The 26,683-nt window shown below is 62.9% G+C and carries 17 protein-coding genes; 15 read left to right on the forward strand and 2 right to left on the reverse strand.

Annotated features, from left to right (window positions below):
• Nucleotides 1–99: 99 nt before the first annotated feature.
• Together R5N89_RS03185 and dctA are read right to left on the reverse strand one after the other, a co-directional pair.
• A complete protein-coding gene (locus R5N89_RS03185; protein WP_110567199.1) occupies nucleotides 100–1,401 on the reverse strand; it encodes an MFS transporter in 1,302 nt (433 codons plus the stop codon).
• A 50-nt stretch (nucleotides 1,402–1,451) separates the two neighbouring features.
• The gene (gene dctA / locus R5N89_RS03190; RefSeq protein ID WP_110567201.1) at nucleotides 1,452–2,813 is read right to left on the reverse strand and encodes a C4-dicarboxylate transporter DctA; all 1,362 of its coding nucleotides are present in this window, start codon (nucleotides 2,811–2,813) and stop codon (nucleotides 1,452–1,454) included.
• Between the two features lie 244 nt (nucleotides 2,814–3,057).
• Here dctA and R5N89_RS03195 point away from each other — a divergent pair, with 244 nt between their 5' ends.
• From R5N89_RS03195 to tuf, 15 genes are all read left to right on the forward strand, one after another.
• Nucleotides 3,058–4,374: a DNA recombination protein RmuC gene (locus R5N89_RS03195; RefSeq protein WP_110567203.1), complete on the forward strand. Its 1,317-nt coding sequence runs from the start codon at nucleotides 3,058–3,060 to the stop codon at nucleotides 4,372–4,374.
• A 51-nt stretch (nucleotides 4,375–4,425) separates the two neighbouring features.
• A complete protein-coding gene (locus tag R5N89_RS03200) occupies nucleotides 4,426–5,163 on the forward strand; it encodes a response regulator transcription factor (RefSeq protein ID WP_110567387.1) in 738 nt (245 codons plus the stop codon).
• The gene (locus R5N89_RS03205) at nucleotides 5,153–6,550 is read left to right on the forward strand and encodes a HAMP domain-containing sensor histidine kinase (RefSeq protein ID WP_110567205.1); all 1,398 of its coding nucleotides are present in this window, start codon (nucleotides 5,153–5,155) and stop codon (nucleotides 6,548–6,550) included. Before R5N89_RS03200 ends, R5N89_RS03205 begins: the two co-directional genes overlap by 11 nt.
• 159 nt (nucleotides 6,551–6,709) lie before the next feature.
• Nucleotides 6,710–9,901 (forward strand): efflux RND transporter permease subunit, encoded by a 3,192-nt coding sequence (locus tag R5N89_RS03210; protein WP_110567207.1) that lies wholly within the window; start codon nucleotides 6,710–6,712, stop codon nucleotides 9,899–9,901.
• Nucleotides 9,898–11,184: an efflux RND transporter periplasmic adaptor subunit gene (locus tag R5N89_RS03215; RefSeq protein WP_110567209.1), complete on the forward strand. Its 1,287-nt coding sequence runs from the start codon at nucleotides 9,898–9,900 to the stop codon at nucleotides 11,182–11,184. The genes R5N89_RS03210 and R5N89_RS03215 overlap by 4 nt, the downstream gene beginning before the upstream one ends.
• Nucleotides 11,181–12,824, forward strand: a complete 1,644-nt coding sequence (locus R5N89_RS03220) for an efflux transporter outer membrane subunit (protein WP_373320437.1) — start codon at nucleotides 11,181–11,183, stop codon at nucleotides 12,822–12,824. The genes R5N89_RS03215 and R5N89_RS03220 overlap by 4 nt, the downstream gene beginning before the upstream one ends.
• A 106-nt stretch (nucleotides 12,825–12,930) precedes the next feature.
• A complete protein-coding gene (gene rplK, locus R5N89_RS03225) occupies nucleotides 12,931–13,365 on the forward strand; it encodes a 50S ribosomal protein L11 (RefSeq protein ID WP_039732885.1) in 435 nt (144 codons plus the stop codon).
• Between the two features lie 5 nt (nucleotides 13,366–13,370).
• Nucleotides 13,371–14,066 carry a 50S ribosomal protein L1 gene (gene rplA, locus R5N89_RS03230; RefSeq protein WP_110567211.1) on the forward strand — a complete coding sequence of 232 codons (696 nt, stop codon included), beginning with the start codon at nucleotides 13,371–13,373 and terminating at the stop codon, nucleotides 14,064–14,066.
• A gap of 278 nt (nucleotides 14,067–14,344) precedes the next feature.
• Complete coding sequence (gene rplJ / locus R5N89_RS03235; RefSeq protein ID WP_078524564.1) at nucleotides 14,345–14,863, forward strand: 50S ribosomal protein L10; 519 nt, start codon at nucleotides 14,345–14,347, stop codon at nucleotides 14,861–14,863.
• 103 nt (nucleotides 14,864–14,966) lie between these two features.
• Nucleotides 14,967–15,341, forward strand: a complete 375-nt coding sequence (gene rplL / locus R5N89_RS03240) for a 50S ribosomal protein L7/L12 (RefSeq protein ID WP_078524563.1) — start codon at nucleotides 14,967–14,969, stop codon at nucleotides 15,339–15,341.
• A gap of 256 nt (nucleotides 15,342–15,597) precedes the next feature.
• Nucleotides 15,598–19,770, forward strand: a complete 4,173-nt coding sequence (gene rpoB, locus R5N89_RS03245; protein ID WP_110567213.1) for a DNA-directed RNA polymerase subunit beta — start codon at nucleotides 15,598–15,600, stop codon at nucleotides 19,768–19,770.
• Between the two features lie 102 nt (nucleotides 19,771–19,872).
• Entirely contained in the window at nucleotides 19,873–24,066 is a 4,194-nt protein-coding gene (gene rpoC / locus R5N89_RS03250; RefSeq protein ID WP_110567216.1) for a DNA-directed RNA polymerase subunit beta', read from the forward strand.
• A 415-nt stretch (nucleotides 24,067–24,481) separates the two neighbouring features.
• The gene (rpsL, locus tag R5N89_RS03255; RefSeq protein WP_003621118.1) at nucleotides 24,482–24,853 is read left to right on the forward strand and encodes a 30S ribosomal protein S12; all 372 of its coding nucleotides are present in this window, start codon (nucleotides 24,482–24,484) and stop codon (nucleotides 24,851–24,853) included.
• A 15-nt stretch (nucleotides 24,854–24,868) separates the two neighbouring features.
• Nucleotides 24,869–25,345 carry a 30S ribosomal protein S7 gene (gene rpsG / locus R5N89_RS03260; RefSeq protein WP_007399617.1) on the forward strand — a complete coding sequence of 159 codons (477 nt, stop codon included), beginning with the start codon at nucleotides 24,869–24,871 and terminating at the stop codon, nucleotides 25,343–25,345.
• A 93-nt stretch (nucleotides 25,346–25,438) separates the two neighbouring features.
• A complete protein-coding gene (gene tuf / locus R5N89_RS03265) occupies nucleotides 25,439–26,629 on the forward strand; it encodes an elongation factor Tu (RefSeq protein WP_010506739.1) in 1,191 nt (396 codons plus the stop codon).
• The last annotated feature ends 54 nt before the right edge of the window (nucleotides 26,630–26,683 follow it).

Below are 26,683 nucleotides of genomic sequence, written 5' to 3' on the forward strand. Positions count from 1 at the left end.
ACATAAGGAAAAGTTTTTGGTGAAGCTTTTTTCAAAAAGCTTCAGAAGAAAGCCACCTTTTTGAAAAAAGGCGGCGCCCAAAAACTTTTATCTTTGATTTCAGGCTTCCGGCGTGATTCGGTCATGGCCGGGCAGCACGAACAGCACGGTCAGCAGCGAGCAGGCGATGCAGCCGGTCACGTACCAGTAAAACAGACCCTCATGCCCGATCTGCTTGAACCATAGCGCCACATATTCCGCCGTGCCGCCAAACACCGATACGGTTAGCGCATAGGGCAGCGCCACACCCAGCGCGCGCACGCGGGTGGGAAAGAGTTCGGCCTTCACCACCGCGTTGATCGATGTGTAGCCTGAAATGCCGATCAGTGCCGCCGTGACCAGGCCAAAGGCCGCCAGCGGTGAGTGCACGGTGGAAATGGCCTGCATGAGCGGCACGGTGCCCAGGCAGCCGATCACGCCAAAGGACAGCAGCAGCCGCCTGCGGCCCACCCGGTCGGACAGCGCGCCAAAGGCGGGCTGGATCAGCGCGAACACGAACAGCGATGCGGTCGAGACCAGCGTGGACTGCTCCTTGGCCAGCCCCGCCGTGTTGACCAGATATTTCTGCATGTAGATGGTGAAGGTGTAGAACGCCACCGTGCCGCCCAGCGTCAGGCCGCATACGCCCAGTACCTCGCGCGGGTGCTGCAGCAGCACGCGCAGGCCGCCATGTGTGTTCCTGTCTTTCGTGGCGGCGCTGAACTGCTCGCTTTCGGCCATGCCGCGGCGGAACCACAGGATGGATAGCGCCAGCAATGCGCCAATGCCAAACGGCACCCGCCAGCCCCATGCGCCAAGCTGTGCCGGGCTGAGCAGTACGAACTGCAGTGCGAGCAGCACCACGAGTGCGAGCAACTGCCCCATCACCAGCGTGACATACTGGAAGCTGGCATAGAACCCGCGCTGGGCCGGTGGCGCGATTTCGGAAAGGTAGGTCGCACTCGCCCCGTATTCCCCGCCAAGGCTCAACCCCTGCAACAGCCGGGCGAGCAGCAGGACGGAGGGCGCCGCCAGCCCGATCTGCTCATAGGTCGGGCACAGGGCAATGGCCAGCGAGCCCGCGCACATGGCGATGATCGACACGCTCAGCGCCGCCCGCCTGCCATGGCGGTCAGCCATCAGCCCCATCAGCCACCCGCCCACCGGGCGCATCAGGAAGCCGATGGCAAACACCGCAGCACTGCGCAGCAGTTCGCTTGTCGGGTTGCCGGGCGGAAAGAACGAATGGGCAAAATACATGGAAAATGCCGCATAGACGTACCAGTCGTAATATTCGATCAGATTTCCCGATGAACCCGCAACAATGCTTCGTATTCTTTGCGCGGTGGTCAGTGCGCCAGTCTGGGGCTTGAAAACAGGCATGTTATGAAACCTATGGACGCAAATGAAGAGACGAGAGGGAAAACAGGGCGTTAGTGAATGGTAGGCCGAGGGTGGTCATCGGCGGGCATGACGGGCGTATCGGCCTGCGCGTTGCTGATCCGCCCCGACAGGGCGGCGGCAAGGCGCTGTGTATCGAGCGCGCCTTCCCACCGGGCCAGAACGATGGTCGCCACCGCGTTGCCGATGATGTTGGTCAGCGACCGGCATTCGGACATGAAGCGGTCAATGCCAAGGATCAGCCCCATCCCCGCCACCGGCACGTCAGGCACTACCGCCAGCGTTGCGGCAAGGGTAACGAAACCGGCTCCGGTCACGCCTGCCGCGCCCTTTGAGCTGATCATGGCCACGAGCAGCAGGCTGATCTGCTGGCCCAGCCCCAGATGCACGTCGGTCGCCTGGGCGATGAACAGGGCCGAGAGCGACATGTAGATGTTGGTGCCATCAAGATTGAAGGAATAGCCCATCGGCACCACAAGCCCGACCACGGAGGGGGCGCAGCCTGCGTTTTCCAGCCGGGTGATGAGGGTGGGCAGGGCGGATTCAGATGAACTCGTGCCCAGCACGATCAGCAGTTCCTCGCGCAGGTAGCGCAGCAGCGGCAGGATGCGAAACCCGTTCCACCGCGCCACGGCCCCCAGAATGACCAGCACGAACAGGGCGGAGGTGGCATAGAACGTGGCTACCAGAAAGGCGAGGTGCAGTACCGCGCCAATGCCAAAGCGCCCGATGGTGAACGCCATGGCACCCAGCGCCCCGATGGGGGCTGCGTACATGACCAGCCGCACCACGCCAAACACCAGCTGCGTCAGCTGCTTGAGCAGGGTCAGGATGGCCTGCCCTTTGCTGCCCATGCGCGACAGGCTGATGCTGAACAGGATGGCGACCAGCAGCACCTGCAATATGTCGCCTGACACAAAGGCGCTGACCACCGTATCGGGGATGATGTTGAGCACGAAATCGCTGAATGAATGCGCCTGCGCCTTTGCCGTATAGGCAGCCACCGCATGCGCATCGAGCGTTGCGGGGTTGGCGTGGATATGCGCGCCCGGCTGCACCACGTTGGCCACGATCATGCCCACCACCAGCGCAAGCGTGGAGAAGGCGATGAAATAGACCATCGCCTTGCCCGCAAGCCTGCCCGCCTGCCCAAGGTCGGACAGGCCGGCAACGCCTGTGACCACGGTGAGGAAGATGACCGGCGGGATCACCATCTTGACCAGGCGGATGAACCCGTCGCCCAGCGGCTTGAGGGCCACGGCCGCATGCGGGCAGAAATGCCCCAGCGCAATGCCCGCCACCACCGCGATGATCACCTGCGCGTACAGGCTGGTGAACAGGGATCTGCCGCGCGCGGGCTGGCCCTGCGGGCAGGTCGGCGTTGGCTTGGGCATGGTAAGGCTGGTCCTTGGGGTCGTGTCGGTTCTATGGGCCGTAAACAGGCGGGGTGACGGCATGCCGGGGGCACGCTAGTGGGTTTTGGCGCGGCGCGAACCTGAAAATCAGGTGAGATGCAGATTGTTTCGGTTGGTGCATATCATCGGTTGCCAGATATTCCAAAAAAACATGATGACTTTACATCAGCCGCATGACAGGGCACGGACATGGTTTGTTCTTTTTTGTGGGAAATGGTTCATCATGGCTGATCTGTCCGCATCGCCCGTTATCTGGATTGGTCTGTTGTGCGCTGTCCTGTCGTGCCTGGTGTCGTTTATCGTGCTGCGCAGGCTGTCTTTCATGGGGGGCGGGCAGGATGCGGAATTGCTCGGGCGGCTATGCGTGATGATGGAGCGCGAGACCGCCGCCCGCATGGCCGGGAGCGAGGCCCAGCGCGCCCGCATGGCCGAGATCGAGCGCGCACTTTCCAACCGTTTCGACCAGCGCCATCAGGAACTGACCGAGACCTTCAACCGCATTGCCCGCATGATGGGCCGCGACCTGTCCGAGATGCGTGTGACCCAGTCCGAATCCCTGCGCGAGATGGCGGAGGAGGGCAGGCGCAACAGCGATGAACTCCGCGCCGCCGTAAACGAGCGCCTGCATGAGGCGGTGGAAAAGCAGATGCAGACCTCCTTCCAGCGCGTGCTCGAGCAGATCGGCGCGATGCAGAAGGCAATGGGCGAGGTCTCGGCCATGACCGCGCAGGTGGGTGACCTCAAGCGGCTGTTCTCCAACGTCAAGACCCGTGGCGGCTGGGGCGAGGCGCAGTTGCGCACCATCCTTGATGACGTGCTGCCCGCAGGCAGCTACGACACCAACCGCCGCCTGCGCGATGATAGCCGCGAGGTGGTGGAATTTGCCGTGCGCATGCCGGTGCGCGCCACCGTGCCGCCGGTGCTGGCCATTGATTCCAAATTCCCCACCGAAGCCTATGAGCGCCTGCTACAGGCCGTGGAGGACTGCAACCCCGATGCCGAGCGCGCCGCCCGCCGCGCGCTTGAAACCACGCTGCGCATCGAGGCCCGCAAGATCGCCACCAAATACATCGTGCCGCCCGTTACGGTGGAATTTGCGGTGCTGTACCTGCCCACCGATGGGCTTTATGCCGAGGTGGCGCGTATTCCCGGCCTGCTTGATGAAATCGGGCGCACCTACCGCGTTATCGTGATGGGGCCGGGGCTGATGCCCGCTATGCTGCGCACCATTCATCTTGGCTACGTGACCCTTGCGCTCGAACGCCGCACCGATGACATCGCCCGCCTGCTCGGCGCCACACGGCAGGAAATGCTGCGCATGGATGGCGTGCTGGAGAAACTGGCCCGCAATGCGTCCGCCATGTCCTCCTCGATTGATGAGGCCCGCCGCCGCACCGGGCTTGTCAGCCGCAGGCTGCGCGAGCTTGATGTCGATACGCAGGAGGCGGGAGCACCCGATTCCGCCGCCACGCCCCCCGCTCCTGACGCGCAGGGCGACATGACCGCGCGGTGGGGGCATGAGGGTGCTCCGCCTCGCTGAAATTGATTTTAATTGGCCGCGTTTGGCCACGCGCGGCATAAGGAGCAGGTGATGAGTGTTCCGTCTGAAAACCTGCCGCCCGACCCCATGCCCACCGTGCCCCGGCCCGAGGCCACGCCGCGCGTGCTGCTGGTGGAGGATGATGGCAAGATCGCGCAGGAAGTGATCGAGGAACTGGAAAGCCGGCACTTCGTGGTGCAGCACGAGTTTTCGGGGGCGGCGGGGCTGTCCATTGGGCTGAACGCGCATTTTGATGTGATGATCGTTGACCGCATGCTGCCCGAACTCGATGGCCTGACGCTGATCGAGACCCTGCGCGAGCGGCAGGTGCACGTGCCGGTGCTGGTGCTTTCCGCCCTTTCGGCGGTGGATGACCGGGTGAGCGGGCTCAAGGCGGGGGGCGACGACTACCTGACCAAGCCGTTTGCCATGGAGGAACTCGCCGCCCGCCTCGAGGCCCTGCTGCGCCGCCCCGACACCTCGCGCCACACCATGCTGCGCGCGGGCCCGCTGGAGATGGACCTCATCACCCGCACCGTGCGGCGCGATGGCGAGCTGATCGAGTTGCTGCCGCGTGAGTTCAGGCTGCTCGAATACCTCATGCGCCGCCCCAACCAGGTGCTCACGCGCAACATGCTGCTTGAGGATGTGTGGAACTACCGCTTCATTCCCCAGACCAACCTCGTGGACGTGCATATCGGCAAGCTGCGCCGCAAGATTGATGAAACGGGTCGCCCGCCCCTGATCCAGAGCATTCGCGGCGCGGGGTTCATGCTGCGTGTTTCGTAACGAGCTGTTCCGCACCGCCACCTTCCGCCTCACGCTGGCGGTCGTGGCGGCGATGATCGGCTCGGCGGCGTTGCAGTTCTTTTTTGGCTACAGCCAGGCGAATGTGTTCGAGGCCAAGCGTTCGGACACCCTGCTGCTGCGTGAGGCCAGCATCCTGCAGCACGAAACCCCGGAAGCGCTGGAGCAGCAGGTGCGCGACCGCGCCACCGATGACCTGCGCATCATCATGAACGCCACCACCCTGTTCGATGCCGGGCAGCATTACATCGTGGGCGACCTGCATAGCTGGCCCACCGGGCTGGTGGCCGACGGGCGCGTGCATGTCATAGCCCCCGAGGCCACGGGGGGCAGTTCGGTCACCGTGCTGCGCATGGTGGCGGTGAGCGTGCCCGGCGGGCGCTATCTGGTGCTCGGGCGCAGCCGGCAGATGCGCACCGAACTGCGGCTGATGATGCGGCATTCCATGCTGGTCTCGATCGTGCCGACCGTGCTGTTCGCGCTCATTACCGGCATCATTCTCAGCCACCGCGCGCTCTCGCGCGTCAAGGTCATGCATGAGGCGATTGACCGCATCATGGAAGGCGACCTGCATGAGCGCCTGCCCGCGGGGCGGCAGAATGACGACCTCCAGCGCCTTGCGGGCAGCGTCAACCGCATGCTCGACCGCCTCGAGCAGCTGCTTGATGAAATACGCGACGTGGGCAACGACATCGCCCACGACCTGCGCACGCCGCTCGCCCGCGTGCGCGCCCGGCTTGACCGCGCGCTCAACGCCGATCACTCGGCGGAGGCGCTGCGCAATGTCATCGCCCGCACCATTGATGATCTTGACCAGTCCTTTGCCATCATCACCGCGCTGCTGCGCATAGGCGAGATCGAGAACGGGCGCAGGCGGGCCGGGTTCGGCACGGTGGACCTCGGTGCGCTGGTGGCCGATATCGTCGATCTGTATGAACCCATAGCCGAAACCAAGGGTATCATCCTGGCCTGCGCCGCCCGCGAGGCGCCCATCAGGGTGCAGGGCGACCGCGACCTCCTGATCGAGGTGCTGGCCAACCTGGTGGACAACGCCATCAAATTCACCCCCGGCGGCGGCCGGGTTGAAATTCATACCGCAATGAACGGGGAGTGCGCCCTGCTGCAGGTGATCGATACGGGCATCGGCATCCCGGCAGCCGAGCGCAAGGCGGTGACGGGGCGCTTCTACCGCTCGGACAAAAGCCGCCACATTCCCGGATCAGGCCTGGGGCTGAGCCTGGTCTCCGCCATCGTGGCGCTGCATCATGCGCAGCTCGACATCACGCCCACGCGTGTGCACGAGCGGCGACCGGGCGTTACCATGACCATAATTTTTCCGCCTTTCTGTGTGGTGCAGGCCGGAAACTAAATTGAAATTTCATTTGCCACCTGACGCACCCCCATTAACACCGAATGGACAGACGGGGAGACGAGAGATGCAAGAACACCACCTGTCCCGGCCCGGGCCGCGCTGCGCGGGCTTCATGGGGCCGGGCCTGCCGACAGGGCAGGGGGCAACAGGCCGCGCATGAACGGTATTGTCGTTACCGCGCTCAAGCGGCCCTATACTTTTGTTGTCCTGTCCATTCTCATCGTCGTGTTCGGTGTCCGTGGCCTGCTCCGCACGCCAACCGATGTCTTCCCCAGCATCAACATTCCCGTGGTGGCGATCTGCTGGACCTATACCGGCCTCATGCCCGAAGACATGTCCGGCCGCGTGGTCTATTATTACGAGCGCGCGCTGACCGCCACGGTCAACAACATCGAACATATCGAGAGCCAGTCCTATTACGGGCGTGGTATCGTCAAGGTGTTCTTCCAGCCCGGCACCAACACCGCCGTGGCGCAGACGCAGATCACCGCCGTCTCCCAGACCGTCATCAAACAGATGCCCGCCGGCATGACGCCGCCGCTGGTGCTGACCTACAATGCCTCGTCTGTGCCGGTGCTGACGTTACAGGTCTCATCGGATTCCATGACGGCGTCGCAGATCTACGACATGTCCTCCAACCTGATCCGGCCCGCGCTGGTTTCGGTCGCGGGGGCGGCCATCCCCAACCCCTATGGTGGCCAGCCGGGCAACATCATGGTCGATCTCGACCAGAGCAAGTTGCTGGCGCACGGGCTTTCGGCCACCGATATCGGCAATGCGCTGAGCAAGCAGAACATCGTGCTGCCAGCAGGCGACCAGCAGATCGGCGCGTTTGACTGGATGGTGCAAACCAACGCCTCGCCTGACGAGATCGACAGTTTCAACAACATGCCCATCAAGCAGGAGGGGAATTCCGTCGTCTACCTGCGCGATGTGGCGTGGGTGCACGCAGGCGGGCCGCCACAGACCAACATGGTGCTGGTCAAGGGGCACCAGGCGGTGCTGATCGTCATCATGAAAAGCGGCGATGCCTCGACGCTTTCGGTGGTGAGCGGGATCAAGGCGCTGCTGCCCTCCATCGTGCGCACGCTGCCGCCCGGCGTTGACATTACCGTGCTGGGCGATGCCTCGACCTTCGTGAAGGAGGCGGTGCGCGACGTGGTGCAGGAAATGGGCACCGCCGCCCTGCTGACCAGCCTTGTCGTGCTGCTGTTCCTTGGCTCGTGGCGATCGACCGTCATCATCGCCACCTCCATCCCGCTGGCCATGCTGTGCTCGGTCGTTGGGCTGGGGGCTGCGGGCCAGACCATCAATGTCATGACGCTTGGCGGCCTCGCGCTGGCCGTGGGCATCCTGGTCGATGATGCGACGGTGATGATCGAGAACATCGATGCGCATCTGGAAATGGACAAGGATCTGGAAACGGCCATCATCGACGCCGCCAACCAGATCGTCATTCCCACCTTCGTCTCGACATTGTGCATCTGTATCGTGTGGATGCCGCTGTTCCAGCTGACGGGCGTTGCGGGCTGGCTGTTCATGCCCATGGCCGAAGCCATCATCTTCGCCATGATCGCCTCGTTCATCCTGTCGCGCACGCTGGTGCCGACCATGGCCAAATACATGCTCGCAGCCCAGGTCGCGGCACACGCCAGGGCCAAGGCGGAGGGCGGCCATCATGAGCCGACCAATATCTTCGGCCGCTTCCAGCAGGGTTTTGAGCGCCGCTTCGTCACCTTCCGCAACCGCTACAAGGCGCTGCTCGAGCACCTGCTGCTCATCCGCGGGCGTTTCGTGCCGATCTTTGGCGTCGCGGCCTTCGCCTCGCTGGGCCTGCTGCTGTTTGCCGGGCAGGACTTCTTCCCCGAGATCAATTCCAACGCGCTGGCCATTCACATGCGCGCGCCCATGGGCACCAAGATCGCGGAAGCAGGCAAGATCGCCATGCTGGTCAATGGCGAGATCGAGCGCCTGCTGCCCGGTCAGGTCGAGGGCATTGTCAATAACTGTGGCCTGCCGTTCAGCCCGCTCAACCAGGCCTTCATCCCCACGCCCACCGTCGGCGCGCAGGACTGCGACCTGACCGTGACGCTGAAGGACGAGGAAGCGCCGGTGGCGAAGTTCCGCGGCATCCTGCGCAAGGGGCTGGCCGAAAAATTCCCCGGCACCGACATCACCTTCATGCCAGCCGACCTGACCGCCAAGATCCTGAATTTCGGGCTGCCCGCGCCGCTCGACGTGCAGGTATCGGGGCGCAACCTGTATGACAATTTCGATTTTGCCGAGAAGCTGGCCGAGAAGCTGCGCCACGTCACCGGCATTGCCGACGTGTCGGTGCAGGAGCCGCTCAACACGCCCACGCTGCGCGTCAACGCCCGCCGTACCTACGCGCTGGGCACGGGGCTGACGGAATCGGACGTGGCCAATAACGCGCTCGCCGTGCTGTCGGGCAGCGGGCAGGTGGCGCCGACCTACTGGCTCGATCCCAAGACCGGGGTCTCGCATCTGGTCGATATCCAGACGCCGCTGCAGTTCCTGCAGACCATGAACGACCTCGAGACCATTCCCATCGACAAGGGCGATGGCAACCCGTCCGACAAGGCGCCCCAGATCCTTGGCGGCCTGAGCGAGATCGTGCAGACCGGCACGCCGGGCGAGGTGTCGCACTACAACATCATGCCCGTGTTCAACATCTATGCCTCGAACGAGGGGCTGGACCTTGGCGCGGTCTCGCGTGAGGTCGAGCGCGTGGTTGATGAAACCCGCAAGGAACTGCCGCAGGGCTCGAGCCTGACGATCTACGGCCAGGCCTCGACCATGAACGGAGCCTATACCCAGCTTATCGGCGGGCTCGCGATGTCGATTTTGCTGGTGTACCTGATCATTGTCGTCAACTTCCAGTCGTGGCTTGACCCGTTCATCATCATCACCGCGCTGCCCGGCGCCCTTGGCGGCATCGCGTGGGCACTGTTCCTCACGCACACGGCGCTGTCGGTTCCGGCGCTGACGGGCGCGATCATGTGCATGGGCACGGCCACGGCCAACTCCATCCTTGTCGTGTCATTCGCGCGTGAGCGGATGGACCTGCATGGCGATGCGGTGAAGGCCGCGATCGAGGCGGGCTACGAGCGTATCCGCCCGGTGCTGATGACGGCATCTGCCATGATCATCGGCATGCTGCCCATGTCGCTGAGCAATTCGCAGAATGCGCCGCTCGGGCGCGCGGTGATGGGGGGGCTGCTGGTCGCCACCTGCGCCACGCTGTTGTTCGTGCCGTGCGTTTTTGCGCTGATCCATTCCAGAAAGTCCAAGAAAGCCGCCGCTGCTGGCGAAGGAGAGCACGCATGACCGCCTCAGGGGAAAACCAGACGCCGCGCATGTCCAGGCGTGGGCGGCTGTACGTGACCCTTGGCGGGGTTGTGGTGGCTGCCATTGTTGCCGGGGGTATTCTCGAGCGGCGCATCCATGTCTCGAACCTGAAGGAGGCGGCGCAGGATGCCGCCATCCCGCGCGTGCAGGTCATCACGGCTGAAAAAGGCCCCACCACCCGCACGCTCGACCTGCCGGGCAACATCTCGGCATGGTACCAGGCGCCGATCTACGCGCAGGTCTCGGGCTATGTGCAGATGTGGTACAAGGATATCGGCGCCAAGGTGAAGGCGGGCGAGATCCTGGCCACCATCGACACGCCGGGCCTTGATGCGCAGTATGCGGCCTCAAAGGCCAATTTTGACGTGGCGATGGCGCGGTACCGCCTTGCGCAGATCACGGCCAAGCGCTGGCGCGCGCTGCAGGGCACGCAGGCTGTCTCGCAGCAGGAGGTGGACGTGCAGGCCGCCGATGCCGAGGCCCGTCAGGCCGAGGTCGAGGCCGCCCGCCACGAGGTCTCGCGCTATGCGGCCCTGATCGGGTTCAAGCAGCTTGTCGCCCCGTTTGATGGCGTTGTCACCAACCGTCTTGCTGACGTGGGCGATTACGTGAATGCGGGTGGCGGCGATGTTTCCTCACGCGGCACGGCCACCGAGCTGTTCAGCGTGGCCGATGTGCATCGCATGCGCGTGTTCGTGTCCGTGCCGCAGGATTATGCCGATATCATCAGCCCCAAGCTGGAGGGTGATGTGTCGGTGCCGCAATATCCGGGCCGGGTGTTCAAGGCCAAGTTCCTTGCCACCGCCAAGGCGTTCAACGCGGGCACCCGCACCGTGACCACCGAACTGGTGGTCGATAACGACAAGCGCGAACTGTGGCCTGATTCTTACGCCAATGTACACTTTGTCGCACCCGGCGACCCCGATATCCTGATAGTGCCTGAAGGCGCGCTTGTATTTCGCGCGCAGGGCATGCAGGTGGCGATCGTGGACAAGGACGACCGCATCCGCCTGCATAACGTGACGGTGGGGACGAACCTGGGTACCAAAGTGCAGATCCTGGCGGGCATCGGCCCGCAGGACCGGATTGTGAACAACCCGTCGGCAGGGCTGCTCGAAGGCCAGAAGGTCTATCTGGTCGGGTCGACGCCCGGCTATAACGATGCCGGCGCCACGGCCACGGCCGCCGTGGGCAAGGGAGATGATGTGCGCGCCATGCCAGCAGGAGACAGCAGTGCGAGTGACGCGGGAGTGCGTCAATGAGTGCAGCGCCGCGCAGCCGGTCACGTCATATCCTGTCCCGTCGCATGCTTTCCCGTCGTATGCTCTCTCTGGCCGGATGCGCCGCCCTTGCGGGCAGCCTGGCCGGGTGCGTGGATCTGGCGCCCAAATATCGCCACCAGCATTATCTCCTGCCCGATAACTGGAAGGGCGACAGCCTGATGCAGTACGGCACGCCGCAGGATGGCGCGTCGCGCGGGGACTGGTGGACCGTTTTCAACGACTCCACCCTCGATGACCTCGAGGATCGCGCCAGCCGCATGAACCCCAACCTGCAGGCCGATGCGGAAACCTTCACCCAGGCGCGTGACATCGCCGCCGAGGCGCAGTCCAACCTGTATCCGCAGATATCGGGCAACACCGGGGCCTCGAATAACCAGGCCTCCTCGCACAGGCTGTGGCGTGGCGCGGGCTCGACGGGGCCGATCTACATGTCATCGGAGCAGTACAGCGCCACTGCGCGGTGGGAGCCGGATTTCTGGTCGGCCATCCGTAACCGCAGGCGGGTGCAGCAGCGCATGGCGCAGGCGGCGGCGGCCGATTTTGCAGTGGCCCGGCTGAGCATCCAGTCCGAGCTGGCCAATGATTACATGCAGCTACGTGGCATGGACGCGCAGCACGCCGTCTATCTCGACTCGATCCACTATTACCAGACCGCCGTGCAGATCACGAAAATGCGGCAGGCAGGCGCGATTGCGGCGGGTATTGACGTAGCCCGCGCCCAAACCCAGCTTGCCTCCACCCAGGCGGCTGATACCGACCTGCAGGCCCATCGCGCGGTGATGGAGCATGCCATTGCCATCCTGTGCAACGTGGCGCCTTCCAGCTTCCGTATCGCGCCGCGGGCGCAGATCAGCTTCCCCAAGGTGAAGACTCCGGTCGGCCTGCCCTCGACCCTGCTCGAGCGGCGGCCCGACATCGCCAGCGCCGAGCGGCACATGGCGGCGGCCAACCGGGCCATCGGCATTTCACGCGCGGCGTTCTACCCGCATGTGACCTTCAGCGCCATGGCCGGTTTCATGGATAACGGCTTCACGCTCGATAAGATCGCCAACGGCATGTACAATTATGCCGCCCAGGCCGTGCTGCCGCTGTTCCAGGGGGGCTTGCGCCGTGCGGAACTGCAACGCAACTGGTCGCAGTACCGCCAGGCCGAGGATCAGTACCGCGCCACCGTGCTTGATGCCTTCAAGGACGTGGAAGACGGGCTGAGCATGACGCATGACCTCAACATTGAGGCCGGCCAGCAGGCCGAGGCCGTGCAGGCCTCCATGCGCACGCAGAACATGACCATGCAGCTTTACACCGGCGGCCTGACCAACTACCTCGACGTGGTGGTGGCGCAGGTGGCGGCCCTTCAGGCCCGCATTGCCGAGGTGCAGGTGGAGACCCGCTACATGCAGGCGCAGGTGGAACTCATCCGCTCGCTCGGCGGCGGCTGGACCACGGCCGAACTGCCCAACAACAAGCAGATCCGCCCGTTTGACGTGATGCAGTACAACCACCTGCGCATGCCCAAGGCCGTAAACGGGGTCAGTGTCGATAATGGACCCGAGTCCCTTGACCTGTCCGGCAGCGGATTCCATGACAAAGACTTGACAGGCACCCCAAAACAGCGGTAGGTGCGCGCCTCTTATCGGAACGCGGGAGGTCGCCCGCCCTGCCCATGCGGGCAGGCAGGTGGCCACCAGAACCGCGGTCCGGGTGAAACAGTCAGGAGCCCCGGATATGGCCAAAAAAATCGTTGGCTACATCAAGCTGCAAATCCCCGCCGGCAAGGCGAATCCGTCACCGCCGGTTGGTCCGGCACTGGGTCAGCGCGGCCTGAACATCATGCAGTTCTGCAAGGAGTTCAACGCCAAGACGCAGGGCCTCGAGCCCGGTATGCCGATTCCCGTCGTCATCACCGCCTATGCCGACCGTACGTTCAGCTTCATCACCAAGACCCCGCCGAACACCTACTTCCTGATGAAGGCTGCCAAGGTCTCCAAGGGCAGCTCGACCGTAGGCAAGGCCGCGAGCGTTGGTAAGGTGACCATTGCGCAGCTGCGCGAGATTGCCGAGACGAAGCAGAAAGACATGAACGCCAACGACATCGACGGCGCCGTGCGCATGCTGGCAGGTTCTGCCCGCTCCATGGGCCTCGACGTGGTGGAGGGCTGATACCAATGGCAAAGAACAAGCGTCTGACCGCAGCCCGCGCCGCAGTCGATACCACCAAGCAGTATGGCCTCGATGAGGCGATCAACCTGGTCAAGAACAACGCCAAGGCGAAGTTCGACGAGACGGTCGAGATCTCCATGAACCTGGGTATTGACCCGCGTCATGCCGATCAGATGGTCCGTGGCCTGCTGTCCCTGCCCAACGGCACGGGCAAGACCCTGCGCGTTGGCGTGTTCGCCCGCGGCCCCAAGGCCGAGGAAGCGCAGGCCGCCGGTGCCGACGTGGTTGGCGCCGAAGACCTGGCCGAGAAGGTGAAGGCTGGCGAGATCGAGTTCGACCGCTGCATTGCCACGCCGGACATGATGGCGCTCGTGGGGCGTCTGGGCAAGATCCTCGGCCCGCGTGGCCTGATGCCCAACCCCAAGCTGGGCACCGTGACCATGGACGTGAAGGGCGCGGTTTCCGCTGCCAAGTCCGGCCAGGTCGAATACCGCGCTGAAAAGGCCGGTATCGTGCACGCAGGCGTTGGTAAGGCTTCGTTTGACGAATCCAAGCTCGCTGAAAACATCCGCGCCTTCGTGGATGCCGTGCAGAAGGCCCGCCCGACGGGCGCCAAGGGCACGTATGTGAAGAAGATCGCCCTGTCCTCCACCATGGGGCCGGGTGTTACGGTTGACGTCGCCGCTTTCACGGCGGGCTGATTAACCAAAGAATGACCCTTTCCCGCTAGGGGGAGGGGACAGGGGCTGGCGGTTTTGCCGCCAGTTTCCGAACCTGTCCATGACCGGATGTGGCGCAAGCCTTGATGGCCCCGAAAGGGCGGCAACCGGGAGACGGGGATTACCGGATCGGGGCGAAAGCCCACACTGGTTGTTCCGTTAAAAGGACAGGCGAACCGGGATGCACCGGCTTGTCGGCGCATCCCCAGGGTAAACCCTACCTGCTGGCCCTGGCTGGCAGGTGATGATGGAGACGGGATTTGGACCGTACGGAGAAGCGGGAGTTTGTTGCCTCCCTCGCAGCCGTGTTCGCTGAAACGTCCATGGTCATTGTCACCCGTAATGACGGGCTGAGCGTGGCTGATGTGACGGACCTTCGGCGTCGCGTGCGTGCGGCTGGAGCTACACACAAGGTCGCGAAGAACCGGCTGGCCTCTCTCGCCCTGGCAGGGACCCAGTTCGAAGGCATCAAGCCGCTGCTTAAGGGGCCGACCGCGTTGTCGTGGGCGGATGAACCGGTAGCCGTGGCGAAGGTGCTCGTCGAGTTCGCCAAAACCAATGACAAGCTTGTTCTGCTCGGCGGATCGCTTGGTGCTCAGACGCTCAACGTCGAAAGCATCAAGGCTCTGGCCGAACTGCCGTCGCTTGACGTTCTGCGCGCGCAGCTGGTGGGGCTCATCTCCACCCCCGCTACGCGGATCGCAGGCGTGCTGCAGGCGCCGGCCGGACAGCTTGCACGGGTTTTTGGTGCCTATGCCAAGACGGGCGAAGCCGCCTGAGACCCCATGGCCCGGCCCGCCGGGCTATCAACAAAACGGCATTTTCCCTAAAAAACGGGATTGTGTCGTGCCAACCAGTGTATAAATTAGGAAGACCAATACCATGGCCGATCTGAACAAGATTGTTGAAGACCTTTCCGCCCTGACCGTTCTGGAAGCGGCTGAGCTGTCCAAGCTGCTGGAAGAGAAGTGGGGCGTTTCCGCCGCAGCTCCGGCCGCTGTTGCTGTTGCCGCTCCGGGCGCTGGCGCTGCTCCGGCAGAAGAGAAGACCGAGTTTGACGTTGTCCTGACCAAGGCTGGCGACAAGAAGATCAACGTGATTAAGGAAATCCGTGCGATCACCGGTCTGGGCCTGAAGGAAGCCAAGGACCTGGTCGAGGGCGCGCCCAAGACCATCAAGGAAGGCGCCAGCAAGGATGAAGCCGAGAAGATCAAGAAGACCCTTGAAGACAACGGCGCTTCGGTCGAAATCAAATAAGTTGGCCAATCGGGATGCGTCGTTTATGACGCACTCAGGCTGATTGTTCAGGTGAGGGTGGAAACCGTCTGGTTTCCGCCCCCTTGGGCGTTACAGGCACCCTGGCCGCAAGGCTTCGGGTGCCTTTGGCGGTAGTGAAGGGTTGGCCAGACTCAGGTCCGGTCGATCTGCCAAGAATTTTCAAGGGCCGCGCAGTCCGCGTGACATGACCATGTCACGACCGTGCGGGCCTGTGTGGATGGGGGCTGGATAGGCGATGAACGCGATTACGAAATCGTTCACGGGACGCAAACGCATCCGCAAGAGCTTCGGGCACATACCCGAAGTGGCTCCGATGCCCAATCTGATCGACGTGCAGCGGGCAAGCTACGAAACGTTCCTTCAGATGAATGTGGCGCCCGACAGCCGGACGCCGACGGGCCTGCAGGAAGTGTTCCGTTCCGTCTTTCCGATTAATGATTTCGCGGGGCGCGGACGTCTCGAGTTCGTAAGCTACGAACTCGAGGAGCCGAAATACGACGTTGAGGAATGCATCCAGCGCGGGCTGACCTTTGCCGCCCCGCTGAAGGTGATCCTGCGCCTGATCGTATGGGACGTGGATGAGGATACCGGGTCGCGCTCGATCCGCGATATCAAGGAGCAGCCGGTCTATATGGGCGATATGCCGCTCATGACCGATAACGGCACGTTCATCATCAACGGCACCGAGCGCGTCATCGTCAGCCAGATGCACCGCAGCCCCGGCGTGTTCTTTGACCACGACAAGGGCAAGACCCACTCTTCGGGCAAGTTCCTGTTCGCGGCCCGCGTCATTCCCTATCGTGGCTCGTGGCTCGATTTCGAGTTCGACAGCAAGGACCTGATCTACGTCCGCATCGACCGCAAGCGCAAGCTGCCGGTCACGACGCTGCTGTACGCGCTCGAAGGTGCTGCCTCCGAGGCCGCCCGCGCCGCCAAGGCCGCCGAGGGCGGGGATGTGGAGTCGATGGAAATCCAGGGCATGGACCCTGATGAGATCCTGTCCTACTTCTACGGCAAGGTGGAATTCACCAAGACCGAGAAGGGCTGGGCGCGTCGTTTCGATGCCGATGCCTTCCGTGGCCAGAAGCTGCTCGAGCCGCTGATCGACGCCCAGACCGGCGAGGAAGTGGCTCCCGTCGATGCCAAGCTGACCGCGCGGATGGTCCGCAAGATCGCCGAGACCACCAAGGAAGTGCTCGTCGGCCCCGCAGGGCTGATCGGCCGCTTCATCGCAAGCGATATCGTCAACGAGCACACCGGCGAGATCTATGCCGAAGCCGGCGACGAACTGACCGAGCAGAAGCTTGAGGAACTCGAGGGCGAAGGCCTGACCACGCTGACCACGCTGGCGGTGGACGCGGCCAATGGCCCGTGGATCCGCAATACGCTGGCGGTGGACAAGAACGCCTCGCGCGAGGAAGCGCTGACCGACATCTACCGTGTCATGCGCCCCGGCGAGCCGCCCACGCCCGAGACGGCGGAAGCGATGTTCTCCGGCCTGTTCTTCGATCCCGACCGCTATGACCTGTCCGCCGTGGGTCGCGTGAAGATGAACATGCGCCTTGGCGTGGACGTGCCCGACACGGTGCGCGTGCTGCGCAAGGAAGACATCCTGCGCACCGTCAAGATCATGTGCGAGCTGAAAGACGGTCGCGGCGCGATCGACGATATCGACAACCTTGGCAACCGTCGCGTCCGCTCCGTGGGCGAACTGATGGAAAACCAGTATCGCGTTGGCCTGCTGCGCATGGAGCGCGCCATCCGCGAGCGCATGGGCTCGGTCGATATCGATACGGTCATGCCGCATGACCTGATCAACGCCAAGCCGGCCGCCGCCGCCGTGCGTGAGTTCTTCGGTTCCTCGCAGCTCAGCCAGTTCATGGACCAGACCAACCCGCTTTCGGAAGTGACGCACAAGCGCCGCCTCTCGGCGCTTGGCCCGGGCGGCCTGACCCGTGAGCGTGCGGGCTTTGAAGTCCGTGACGTGCACCCGACGCATTATGGCCGCATCTGCCCGATCGAGACGCCGGAAGGCCCGAACATCGGTCTGATCAACTCGCTGGCCACCTACGCCAAGGTGAACAAGTACGGCTTTATCGAGACCCCGTACCGCATGGTCGAGGACGGCGTGCTTCAGGATGGCTGGAAATATCTTTCCGCCATGGAAGAAGAGAAGCTGATCGTCGCCCAGGCCGATGCGAAGCAGGACGAGCAGGGTCATCTGACCGATGATCTGGTCTCCGTGCGCCGTGGTGGTGACTTCCGCCAGGTACCCCCGACCGAAGTGACCGCCTGCGACGTCTCCCCCAAGCAGCTTGTTTCGGTTGCCGCAGCGCTCATCCCGTTCCTTGAGAACGATGACGCCAACCGCGCCCTGATGGGCTCGAACATGCAGCGTCAGGCCGTGCCGCTGGTGCGCTCGGATGCGCCGCTGGTCGGCACGGGCATGGAAGCGGCCGTTGCGCATGACTCGGGCGCCGCCATCGTGGCCCGCCGCCATGGCGTGGTGGACCAGATCGACGGTGCGCGTATCGTGGTGCGCGCCACCGATGATGGCGGTGCGACACAGGGCGTGGATATCTACCGCCTGCGTAAATACATGCGCTCCAACCAGTCCACCTGCATCAACCAGCGCCCGCTGGTGCGCGTGGGTGACCAGGTGCGTGCGGGCGAGATCATCGCCGATGGTCCGTCCACCGAGCTGGGTGAACTGGCGCTGGGCCGGAACGTGCTGGTCGCGTTCATGCCCTGGAACGGTTACAACTTCGAAGATTCGATCCTGATTTCCGAGCGGATTGCGCGTGATGACGTGTTTACCTCGATCCATATCGAGGAATTCGAGGTCATGGCCCGCGACACCAAGCTGGGCCAGGAAGAAATCACGCGCGACATTCCCAATGTCGGCGAGGAAGCGCTGCGCAACCTCGACGAGGCGGGCATCGTTTATGTCGGCGCGGAAGTGAACCCCGGCGATATCCTGATCGGCAAGGTCACGCCCAAGGGCGAAAGCCCGATGACGCCGGAAGAAAAGCTGCTGCGCGCCATCTTTGGCGAGAAGGCGTCCGACGTTCGTGACACCTCGCTCAAGCTGCCGCCCGGCACGACCGGCACCATCGTGGACGTGCGCGTCTTCTCCCGCCGTGGCGTGGACAAGGACGAGCGCGCGATGGCCATCGAGCGCGCCGAAATCGAACGCCTCGCCAAGGACCGTGATGACGAGCGCGCCATTCAGGAGCGTTCCTTCTACAACCGTCTGCGCGAGCACCTGATCGGCCAGACCGCAGGTGCAGGCTTCAAGGGCATCCGTTCGGGCACCGAGATCACGGACGAGGTCCTGTCCGAGCACCCCCGTGGTGCGTGGCGCAACATCACCGTCGTGTCCGATGAGGTCATGGCGGAGCTTGAAACGCTGCGCCGTGAGTTTGATGCGGCAGTGGCCAAGATCCAGGCCCGCTTCGACAACAAGGTCGAGAAGCTGCAGCGCGGTGACGAACTGCCGCCGGGCGTGATGAAGATGGTCAAGGTCTTTGTCGCGGTGAAGCGCAAGCTGCAGCCGGGTGACAAGATGGCCGGTCGCCATGGCAACAAGGGTGTCGTCTCGCGCGTCGTACCGGTGGAAGACATGCCGTTCCTTGAGGATGGCACGTCGGTCGACATCGTGCTCAACCCGCTTGGCGTGCCGTCGCGCATGAACGTGGGGCAGATCCTTGAGACGCATCTGGGCTGGGCGTGCGCCAATATCGGCCGCCAGATCGGCCAGCTGGCCAATGACTACCAGCGCACGGGCGAGAAGCGGCAGGAACTGCTTGATGAACTGAAGTCGGTCTATGGCGACGCGGTTTATGACGAGCAGATCGGTGACATGACCGATGCCCAGTTGCTTGAGCTGTGTGGCAACCTGCGCAAGGGCGTGCCGATCGCGACCCCGGTGTTCGATGGCGCGTCCATCCCCGACATCGAGGCGATGCTGACCCGGGCGGGTGTGGACAAGTCCGGCCAGTCGCAGCTGATCGACGGGCGCACGGGCGAGCCGTTCGAGCGCAAGACCACGGTTGGCTACATCTACATGCTCAAGCTGCATCATCTTGTTGATGACAAGATCCATGCACGCTCCATCGGCCCGTATTCGCTGGTGACCCAGCAGCCGCTGGGCGGTAAGGCGCAGTTCGGTGGGCAGCGCTTTGGTGAGATGGAAGTGTGGGCGCTCGAGGCATACGGCGCCGCCTACACGCTGCAGGAAATGCTGACGGTCAAATCGGATGACGTGTCCGGTCGTACCAAGGTCTATGAGGCCATCGTGCGCGAGCAGGATGATTTCGAGGCCGGTATTCCGGAAAGCTTCAACGTGCTGATCAAGGAACTGAAGTCCCTTGGCCTGAATGTTGACCTGGAACAGAGCGGTAACTGATCCGGTCGGCATGTTGCACGTCGGTCCATCTATTTTTCTTTCAGGAGTGGAGGCAGGTGCGGCGCCTGCTTCCGCTTCATTCCCTCAGGGGGTTTGCGGCGCATGAATGAACTCATGAAGATCCTTGGTCAGGGCGGCCAGGCCATGACCTTTGACCAGATCAAGATCCAGCTGGCTTCGGCCGAGCAGATCCGTTCGTGGTCCTATGGCGAGATCAAGAAGCCCGAGACCATCAACTACCGGACCTTCAAGCCGGAGCGTGATGGCCTGTTCTGCGCGCGGATTTTTGGTCCGATCAAGGACTACGAATGCTTGTGCGGCAAGTACAAGCGGATGAAATTCCGCGGCATCATCTGCGAAAAGTGCGGCGTTGAAGTGACGCTGGCCAAGGTGCGCCGTGAGCGCATGGGCCATATCGAGCTGGCCAGCCCGGTTGCGCATATCTGGTTCCTGAAGTCCCTGCCCAGCCGTATCGGCCTGATGGTCGACATGACGCTGAAGGATCTGGAAAAGATCCTGTATTTCGAGAGCTATGTCGTGCTCGAGCCCGGCACCTCGCCGCTCAAGCAGTACAGCCTGCTGACGGAAGATCAGTACCTTGATGTCATGGACGAGCATGGCGACGAGGGCATCGAGGTCGGTATTGGCGCGGAAGCGATCAAGAAGATCCTCGAGCGCATCGACTGCAAGGTCGAGAAGGAAGAACTGCGCCTCGAGCTGAAGGAAACCACTTCCGAAGCCAAGCGCAAGAAGCTGGTCAAGCGCCTGAAGCTGGTCGAGGCCTTCGCCGACAGTGAATCGCGCCCGGAATGGATGATCCTGGACCTCGTGCCGGTCATTCCGCCTGAACTGCGCCCGCTGGTGCCGCTTGATGGTGGCCGTTTCGCCACGTCCGACCTGAACGACCTGTATCGTCGCGTCATCAACCGTAACAACCGCCTCAAGCGGCTGATCGAACTGCGTGCGCCGGATATCATCGTGCGTAACGAAAAGCGCATGCTGCAGGAATCGGTCGATGCGCTGTTTGATAACGGTCGCCGTGGCCGCGCCATCACCGGCGCCAACAAGCGCCCGCTCAAGTCGCTGTCCGACATGCTCAAGGGCAAGCAGGGCCGCTTCCGCCAGAACCTGCTCGGCAAGCGCGTCGACTATTCGGGCCGTTCGGTCATCGTGGTGGGCCCGGAGCTGAAGCTGCACCAGTGCGGCCTGCCCAAGAAGATGGCGCTCGAGCTGTTCAAGCCGTTCATCTACTCCAAGCTGGAAAAATACGGTCACGCCACCACCATCAAGGCTGCCAAGCGCATGGTGGAAAAGGAACGTCCCGAAGTGTGGGACATCCTTGAAGAGGTGATCCGCGAGCATCCGGTCATGCTCAACCGTGCGCCTACGCTGCACCGTCTGGGCATCCAGGCGTTCGAGCCGGTGCTGATCGAAGGCAAGGCTATCCAGCTGCACCCGCTGGTCTGCACCGCGTTCAACGCCGACTTCGATGGCGACCAGATGGCCGTGCACGTGCCGCTGAGCCTCGAGGCACAGCTTGAAGCCCGCGTGCTGATGATGTCGACCAACAACATCCTCAGCCCGGCCAACGGCAAGCCCATCATCGTGCCGTCGCAGGATATCGTGCTCGGGCTGTATTACCTCAGCCTCGAGACGCCCGAATTCCGCGCGACGCCCGATAAGAACAGCTACGACGACAAGGGGCAGGTGACCGTAACCGGCGCACCGTCCTTCTCGAGCGTTGGCGAAGTGGAATACGCGCTGAGCACGGGCGCGGTGAAGCTGCACGACAAGATCCGCGCGCGCATCGAAGGCTTTGATGCCGAAGGCAAGACCGTGCGTGAGACGGTGGTGACCACGCCGGGCCGCATGCTTGTTGCCCAGATCCTGCCGCGCAACCAGGCGCTGCCGTTCTCGCTGATCAACCGCCAGCTGACCAAGAAGATCGTGTCGGACGTGATCGATGCGGTTTACCGTCACTGCGGCCAGAAGGAATGCGTGATCTTCTGTGACCGCCTGATGGGCCTTGGCTTCCGTCACGCCGCGCGTTCGGGCATTTCCTTCGGCAAGGACGACATGATCGTTCCCGTCGAGAAGAAGGAACTCGTGGACCGCACCGCCACCGAGGTGAAGGAGTTCGAGCAGCAGTATCAGGACGGTCTGATCACCGCTGGCGAGCGCTACAACAAGGTGGTCGACGCCTGGTCGCGCTGCACCGATGAAGTGCAGGCCGCGATGATGAAGGAGATCTCCAAGCAGGAGATCGGCAAGCCCACCAACTCGGTGTGGATGATGAGCCACTCCGGTGCCCGTGGGTCGCCAGCGCAGATGAAGCAGCTTGCCGGGATGCGTGGCCTGATGGCCAAGCCGTCGGGTGAGATCATCGAACAGCCGATCATCGCCAACTTCAAGGAAGGCCTGTCGGTTCTCGATTACTTCACCTCCAGCCACGGTGCGCGTAAGGGCCTGGCCGATACCGCGCTCAAGACCGCGAACTCGGGTTACCTGACCCGCCGCCTCGTTGACGTGGCGCAGGACAGCATCATCGTCGAGGAAGATTGCGGCACCGAGCGTGGCCTGACCGTGCGTGCGGTCATGGATGGCGGCGAAGTCGTGGCCTCCCTGTCCGAGCGGATGCTTGGCCGCACGCTGGCCGCCGACGTGCTGGACCCGGCAACGGGCAAGGTGCTCTTCCCGCGCAATACGCTGATCGAGGAAGCCGAGGCCGAGCAGATCGAGAAGGCGGGGGTCGAAAGCCTGCTGATCCGCTCCGTGCTGACCTGTGACAGCCGCGTGGGCGTGTGTGGCCACTGCTATGGCCGTGACCTTGCACGCGGCACGCCGGTCAACATCGGTGAGGCCGTGGGCGTTATTGCAGCCCAGTCGATCGGTGAGCCGGGCACACAGCTGACCATGCGTACCTTCCATATCGGTGGTGCGGCGCAGCGTGGCGCCGAGCAGTCGATGGTCGAGGCCTCGCGTGATGGCAAGGTGACGATCCGCAACAAGAACGTGGTGCATAACAGTCAGAACGTGCCCATCGTCATGTCGCGTAACTGCGAGATCCTGCTGACGGACGACCGCGGCACCGAACGTGCCCGCTACCGCGTGCCCTATGGTGCGCGCCTGCTGGTCGAGGACGGCGCCGAGGTGGCCCGTGGCCAGAAGATGGCCGAGTGGGATCCGTACACCCTGCCGATCATCACCGAGCAGCCGGGTAAGGTGGAATATCTCGACCTGATCGACTCCATCACCCTGGTGGAGCGGATGGATGAGGTGACCGGCCTGACCTCGAAGGTGGTCGTGGATTACAAGCAGGCTTCCAAGGGGATCGACCTGCGTCCGCGCCTGCAGCTCAAGGATGCCAACGGCGACGTGGTGAAGCTGGCCAACGGCAACGACGCCCGCTACTTCCTGTCGCCTGACTCGCTGCTCTCGGTCGAGAACGGCGCCCAGGTCAACGCAGGTGACGTGCTGGCGCGTATCCCGCGTGAAGGCTCCAAGACGCGTGACATTACCGGTGGTCTGCCGCGCGTGGCGGAACTGTTCGAGGCCCGTCGGCCGAAGGATCACGCCATCATCTCGGAAACCGAGGGACGCGTGGAATTCGGCAAGGACTACAAGTCCAAGCGTCGCGTCATCGTCAAGAACGACGAGACAGGCGAGGAGACGGATTACCTTATCCCCAAGGGCAAGCACGTGTCCGTTCAGGAAGGCGACTTTGTCCAGGTGGGCGATCCGCTCGTCGATGGGCCGCGCGTGCCGCATGACATCCTGAAGGTGCTGGGTGTCGAGGCGCTGTCGGACTACCTCGTTAACGAGATACAGGACGTGTACCGACTGCAGGGCGTGAAGATCAATGACAAGCATATCGAAGTCATTGTTCGTCAGATGCTGCAGAAGGTGGAAATTCTTGAGCCGGGCGATACGACCTACCTGATCGGTGAGACGGTGGACCGTATCGAATACGAGGAAGAGAATGCCAAGCGCCTGAACCTTGGTGAACAGCCTGCCGTTGCCATGCCGGTGCTGCAGGGCATCACCAAGGCCTCGCTGCAGACGCAGTCCTTCATCTCGGCGGCCTCCTTCCAGGAGACCACCCGTGTCCTTACCGAGGCCGCTACAGCGGGCAAGAAGGATACGCTCAACGGCCTCAAGGAGAACGTCATCGTCGGCCGCCTGATCCCCGCAGGGACGGGCAGCGTGATGAACAAGCTCCGCGCGGTTGCCGCGGGCGAGGACAAGCAGCGCCTCGCCAAGGCCCGCGCTGCCGTGCCGCCCAAGGCGGCCGAGTAACCATACGAGAGAAATGCCGGATGGCGGGGGACCGCTATCCGGCATGATTCGGTGCTGCACTATTGTCACCATCCGATTCAGGCGGTATCAGCAGCCTGACGGAGCGGTGCTCCGAGTCTGGCGGAACAGAGTCGTTTCGTCGGACTGCTAGCGAATCCTGCGCAAGGCTTGACTTTTGGTCAGTTTGCCCGTAGGTAACGCGCCCTCGGCTAGCCCTGTCTGAAAGACGTCGTTGGCCGTCGAATGCAGCATGCAGACATGCGGTGCCGCAGTCCGGGAATCGGGCTGCCCAGGCCGGATGTAAATATGATGCCCGAACGAATGGTTGTCATTCGTTGGGGTTTTGTTGTGAACGACAGTCGGCAACCAGATATGGGGTTGGCCGGCCGAATTTTGTAAGGATCGGGAAAGGCGTATGCCGACCATCAACCAGTTGATCGCGAAAGGTCGCGAACCCGCAGCCAAACGCAATAAGGTTCCTGCCCTGCAGGGCTGTCCGCAGAAGCGTGGCGTTTGCACTCGTGTTTACACAACCACACCGAAGAAGCCGAACTCGGCTCTGCGTAAGGTGGCAAAAGTACGCCTGACCAACGGTTATGAGGTTGTGAGCTATATTCCGGGTGAGGGGCATAACCTCCAGGAACATAGCGTTGTCCTGATCCGTGGTGGTCGCGTTAAGGATCTTCCTGGCGTGCGTTATCACATCCTGCGCGGCGTTCTGGACACCCAGGGTATCGCCAAGCGTCGTCAGCGTCGCTCGCTCTATGGCGCGAAGCGTCCTAAGTAAAAGGAATAACGAGGCATGAGTCGCCGTCATCGCGCAGTCAAGCGCGAGATTCTTCCCGATCCGAAATTTGGTGATGTCGTCATTACGCGTTTCATGAACGCCCTGATGTACGACGGCAAGAAGTCCACCGCTGAAGGGATCGTCTATGGCGCCCTTGAGGTGCTGCGCCGCCGTGGTGGCGCTGCTGCGGACCCTGTGGTCATGTTCCACAGCGCGCTGGACAACGTCAAGCCGGCTGTCGAGGTGCGTTCCCGCCGTGTTGGTGGCGCCACCTACCAGGTTCCGGTCGAAGTCCGGGCCGAGCGTCGTCAGGCGCTGGCCATCCGCTGGCTGATCGACGCCTCGCGCAAGCGTGGCGAGAACACCATGCAGGATCGTCTGTCGAACGAACTTCTTGACGCCGTCAATAATCGTGGCGCCGCGGTCAAGAAGCGCGAAGACACGCACCGCATGGCCGAAGCCAACAAGGCATTCAGTCATTACCGCTGGTAAAGGCGGTCAGGCCGGTTTATTGACCGGCCCGGCTTCCGAAACGGAACTTTCCAACCCGACTCTCGGCACGAGGCCGAGTTAACGGAGAAAACGATGGCAAAGGCTAAATTTGAGCGGAATAAGCCGCACTGCAACATCGGCACGATTGGTCACGTCGATCACGGCAAGACCTCGCTGACCGCTGCTATCACCAAGACGCTGGCGAAGGCCGGTGGCGCGGAATTCAAGGCGTACGACATGATCGACGCCGCACCTGAAGAACGCGCCCGTGGCATCACCATCTCGACCGCCCACGTCGAGTACGAGACCGCCAAGCGTCACTACGCACACGTCGACTGCCCCGGCCACGCTGACTATGTGAAGAACATGATCACCGGTGCCGCGCAGATGGACGGCGCGATCCTGGTCGTGTCGGCCGCTGATGGCCCGATGCCCCAGACCCGCGAGCACATCCTGCTTGCCCGCCAGGTTGGCGTGCCGGCCCTGGTTGTCTTCCTGAACAAGGTTGACCAGGTTGATGATCCGGAGCTGCTTGAGCTGGTCGAGATGGAAGTGCGCGAGCTGCTTTCCGCTTACCAGTTCCCCGGCGACGATATCCCCATCATCAAGGGTTCCGCCCTGGTGACGCTGGAAGACGGCGATCCGGAAGTCGGTGAAAACCGCGTCATGGACCTGATGAACGCTGTGGACGAATACATCCCGCAGCCGGAGCGTCCGATTGACCGTCCGTTCCTGATGCCGATCGAAGACGTGTTCTCCATCTCGGGCCGTGGCACCGTGGTGACGGGTCGTGTCGAGCGTGGCGCCGTGAACGTTGGCGACGAAATCGAGATCGTTGGCCTGCGCCCGACGCAGAAGACGACCGTGACCGGCGTTGAAATGTTCCGCAAGCTGCTTGATCGTGGTGAAGCAGGTGACAACATCGGCGCGCTGCTGCGTGGCACGAAGCGTGAAGACGTTGAGCGTGGCCAGGTGCTGGCGAAGCCGGGTTCGATCACCCCGCACACCAAGTTCAAGGCGGAAGCCTACATCCTGACGAAGGAAGAGGGTGGCCGTCACACGCCGTTCTTCACCAACTATCGTCCGCAGTTCTATTTCCGCACGACCGACGTCACCGGCGTCGTTCACCTGCCGGAAGGCACGGAAATGGTCATGCCTGGCGATAACGTCGCCATGGATGTCGAGCTGATCGCTCCGATCGCCATGGATGAAGGCCTGCGCTTCGCTATCCGCGAAGGCGGCCGCACCGTTGGTGCAGGTGTTGTTGCTTCCATCACCGCGTGATTGGACAGTAACTGAACTGTGGCATCCCGGTCGGAGTAATCCGGCCGGGTTTCC

The sequence above is a fragment of the Komagataeibacter sucrofermentans DSM 15973 genome (genome assembly GCF_040581405.1).
In the GTDB taxonomy this organism is placed as follows: Bacteria; Pseudomonadota; Alphaproteobacteria; order Acetobacterales; family Acetobacteraceae; genus Komagataeibacter; species Komagataeibacter sucrofermentans.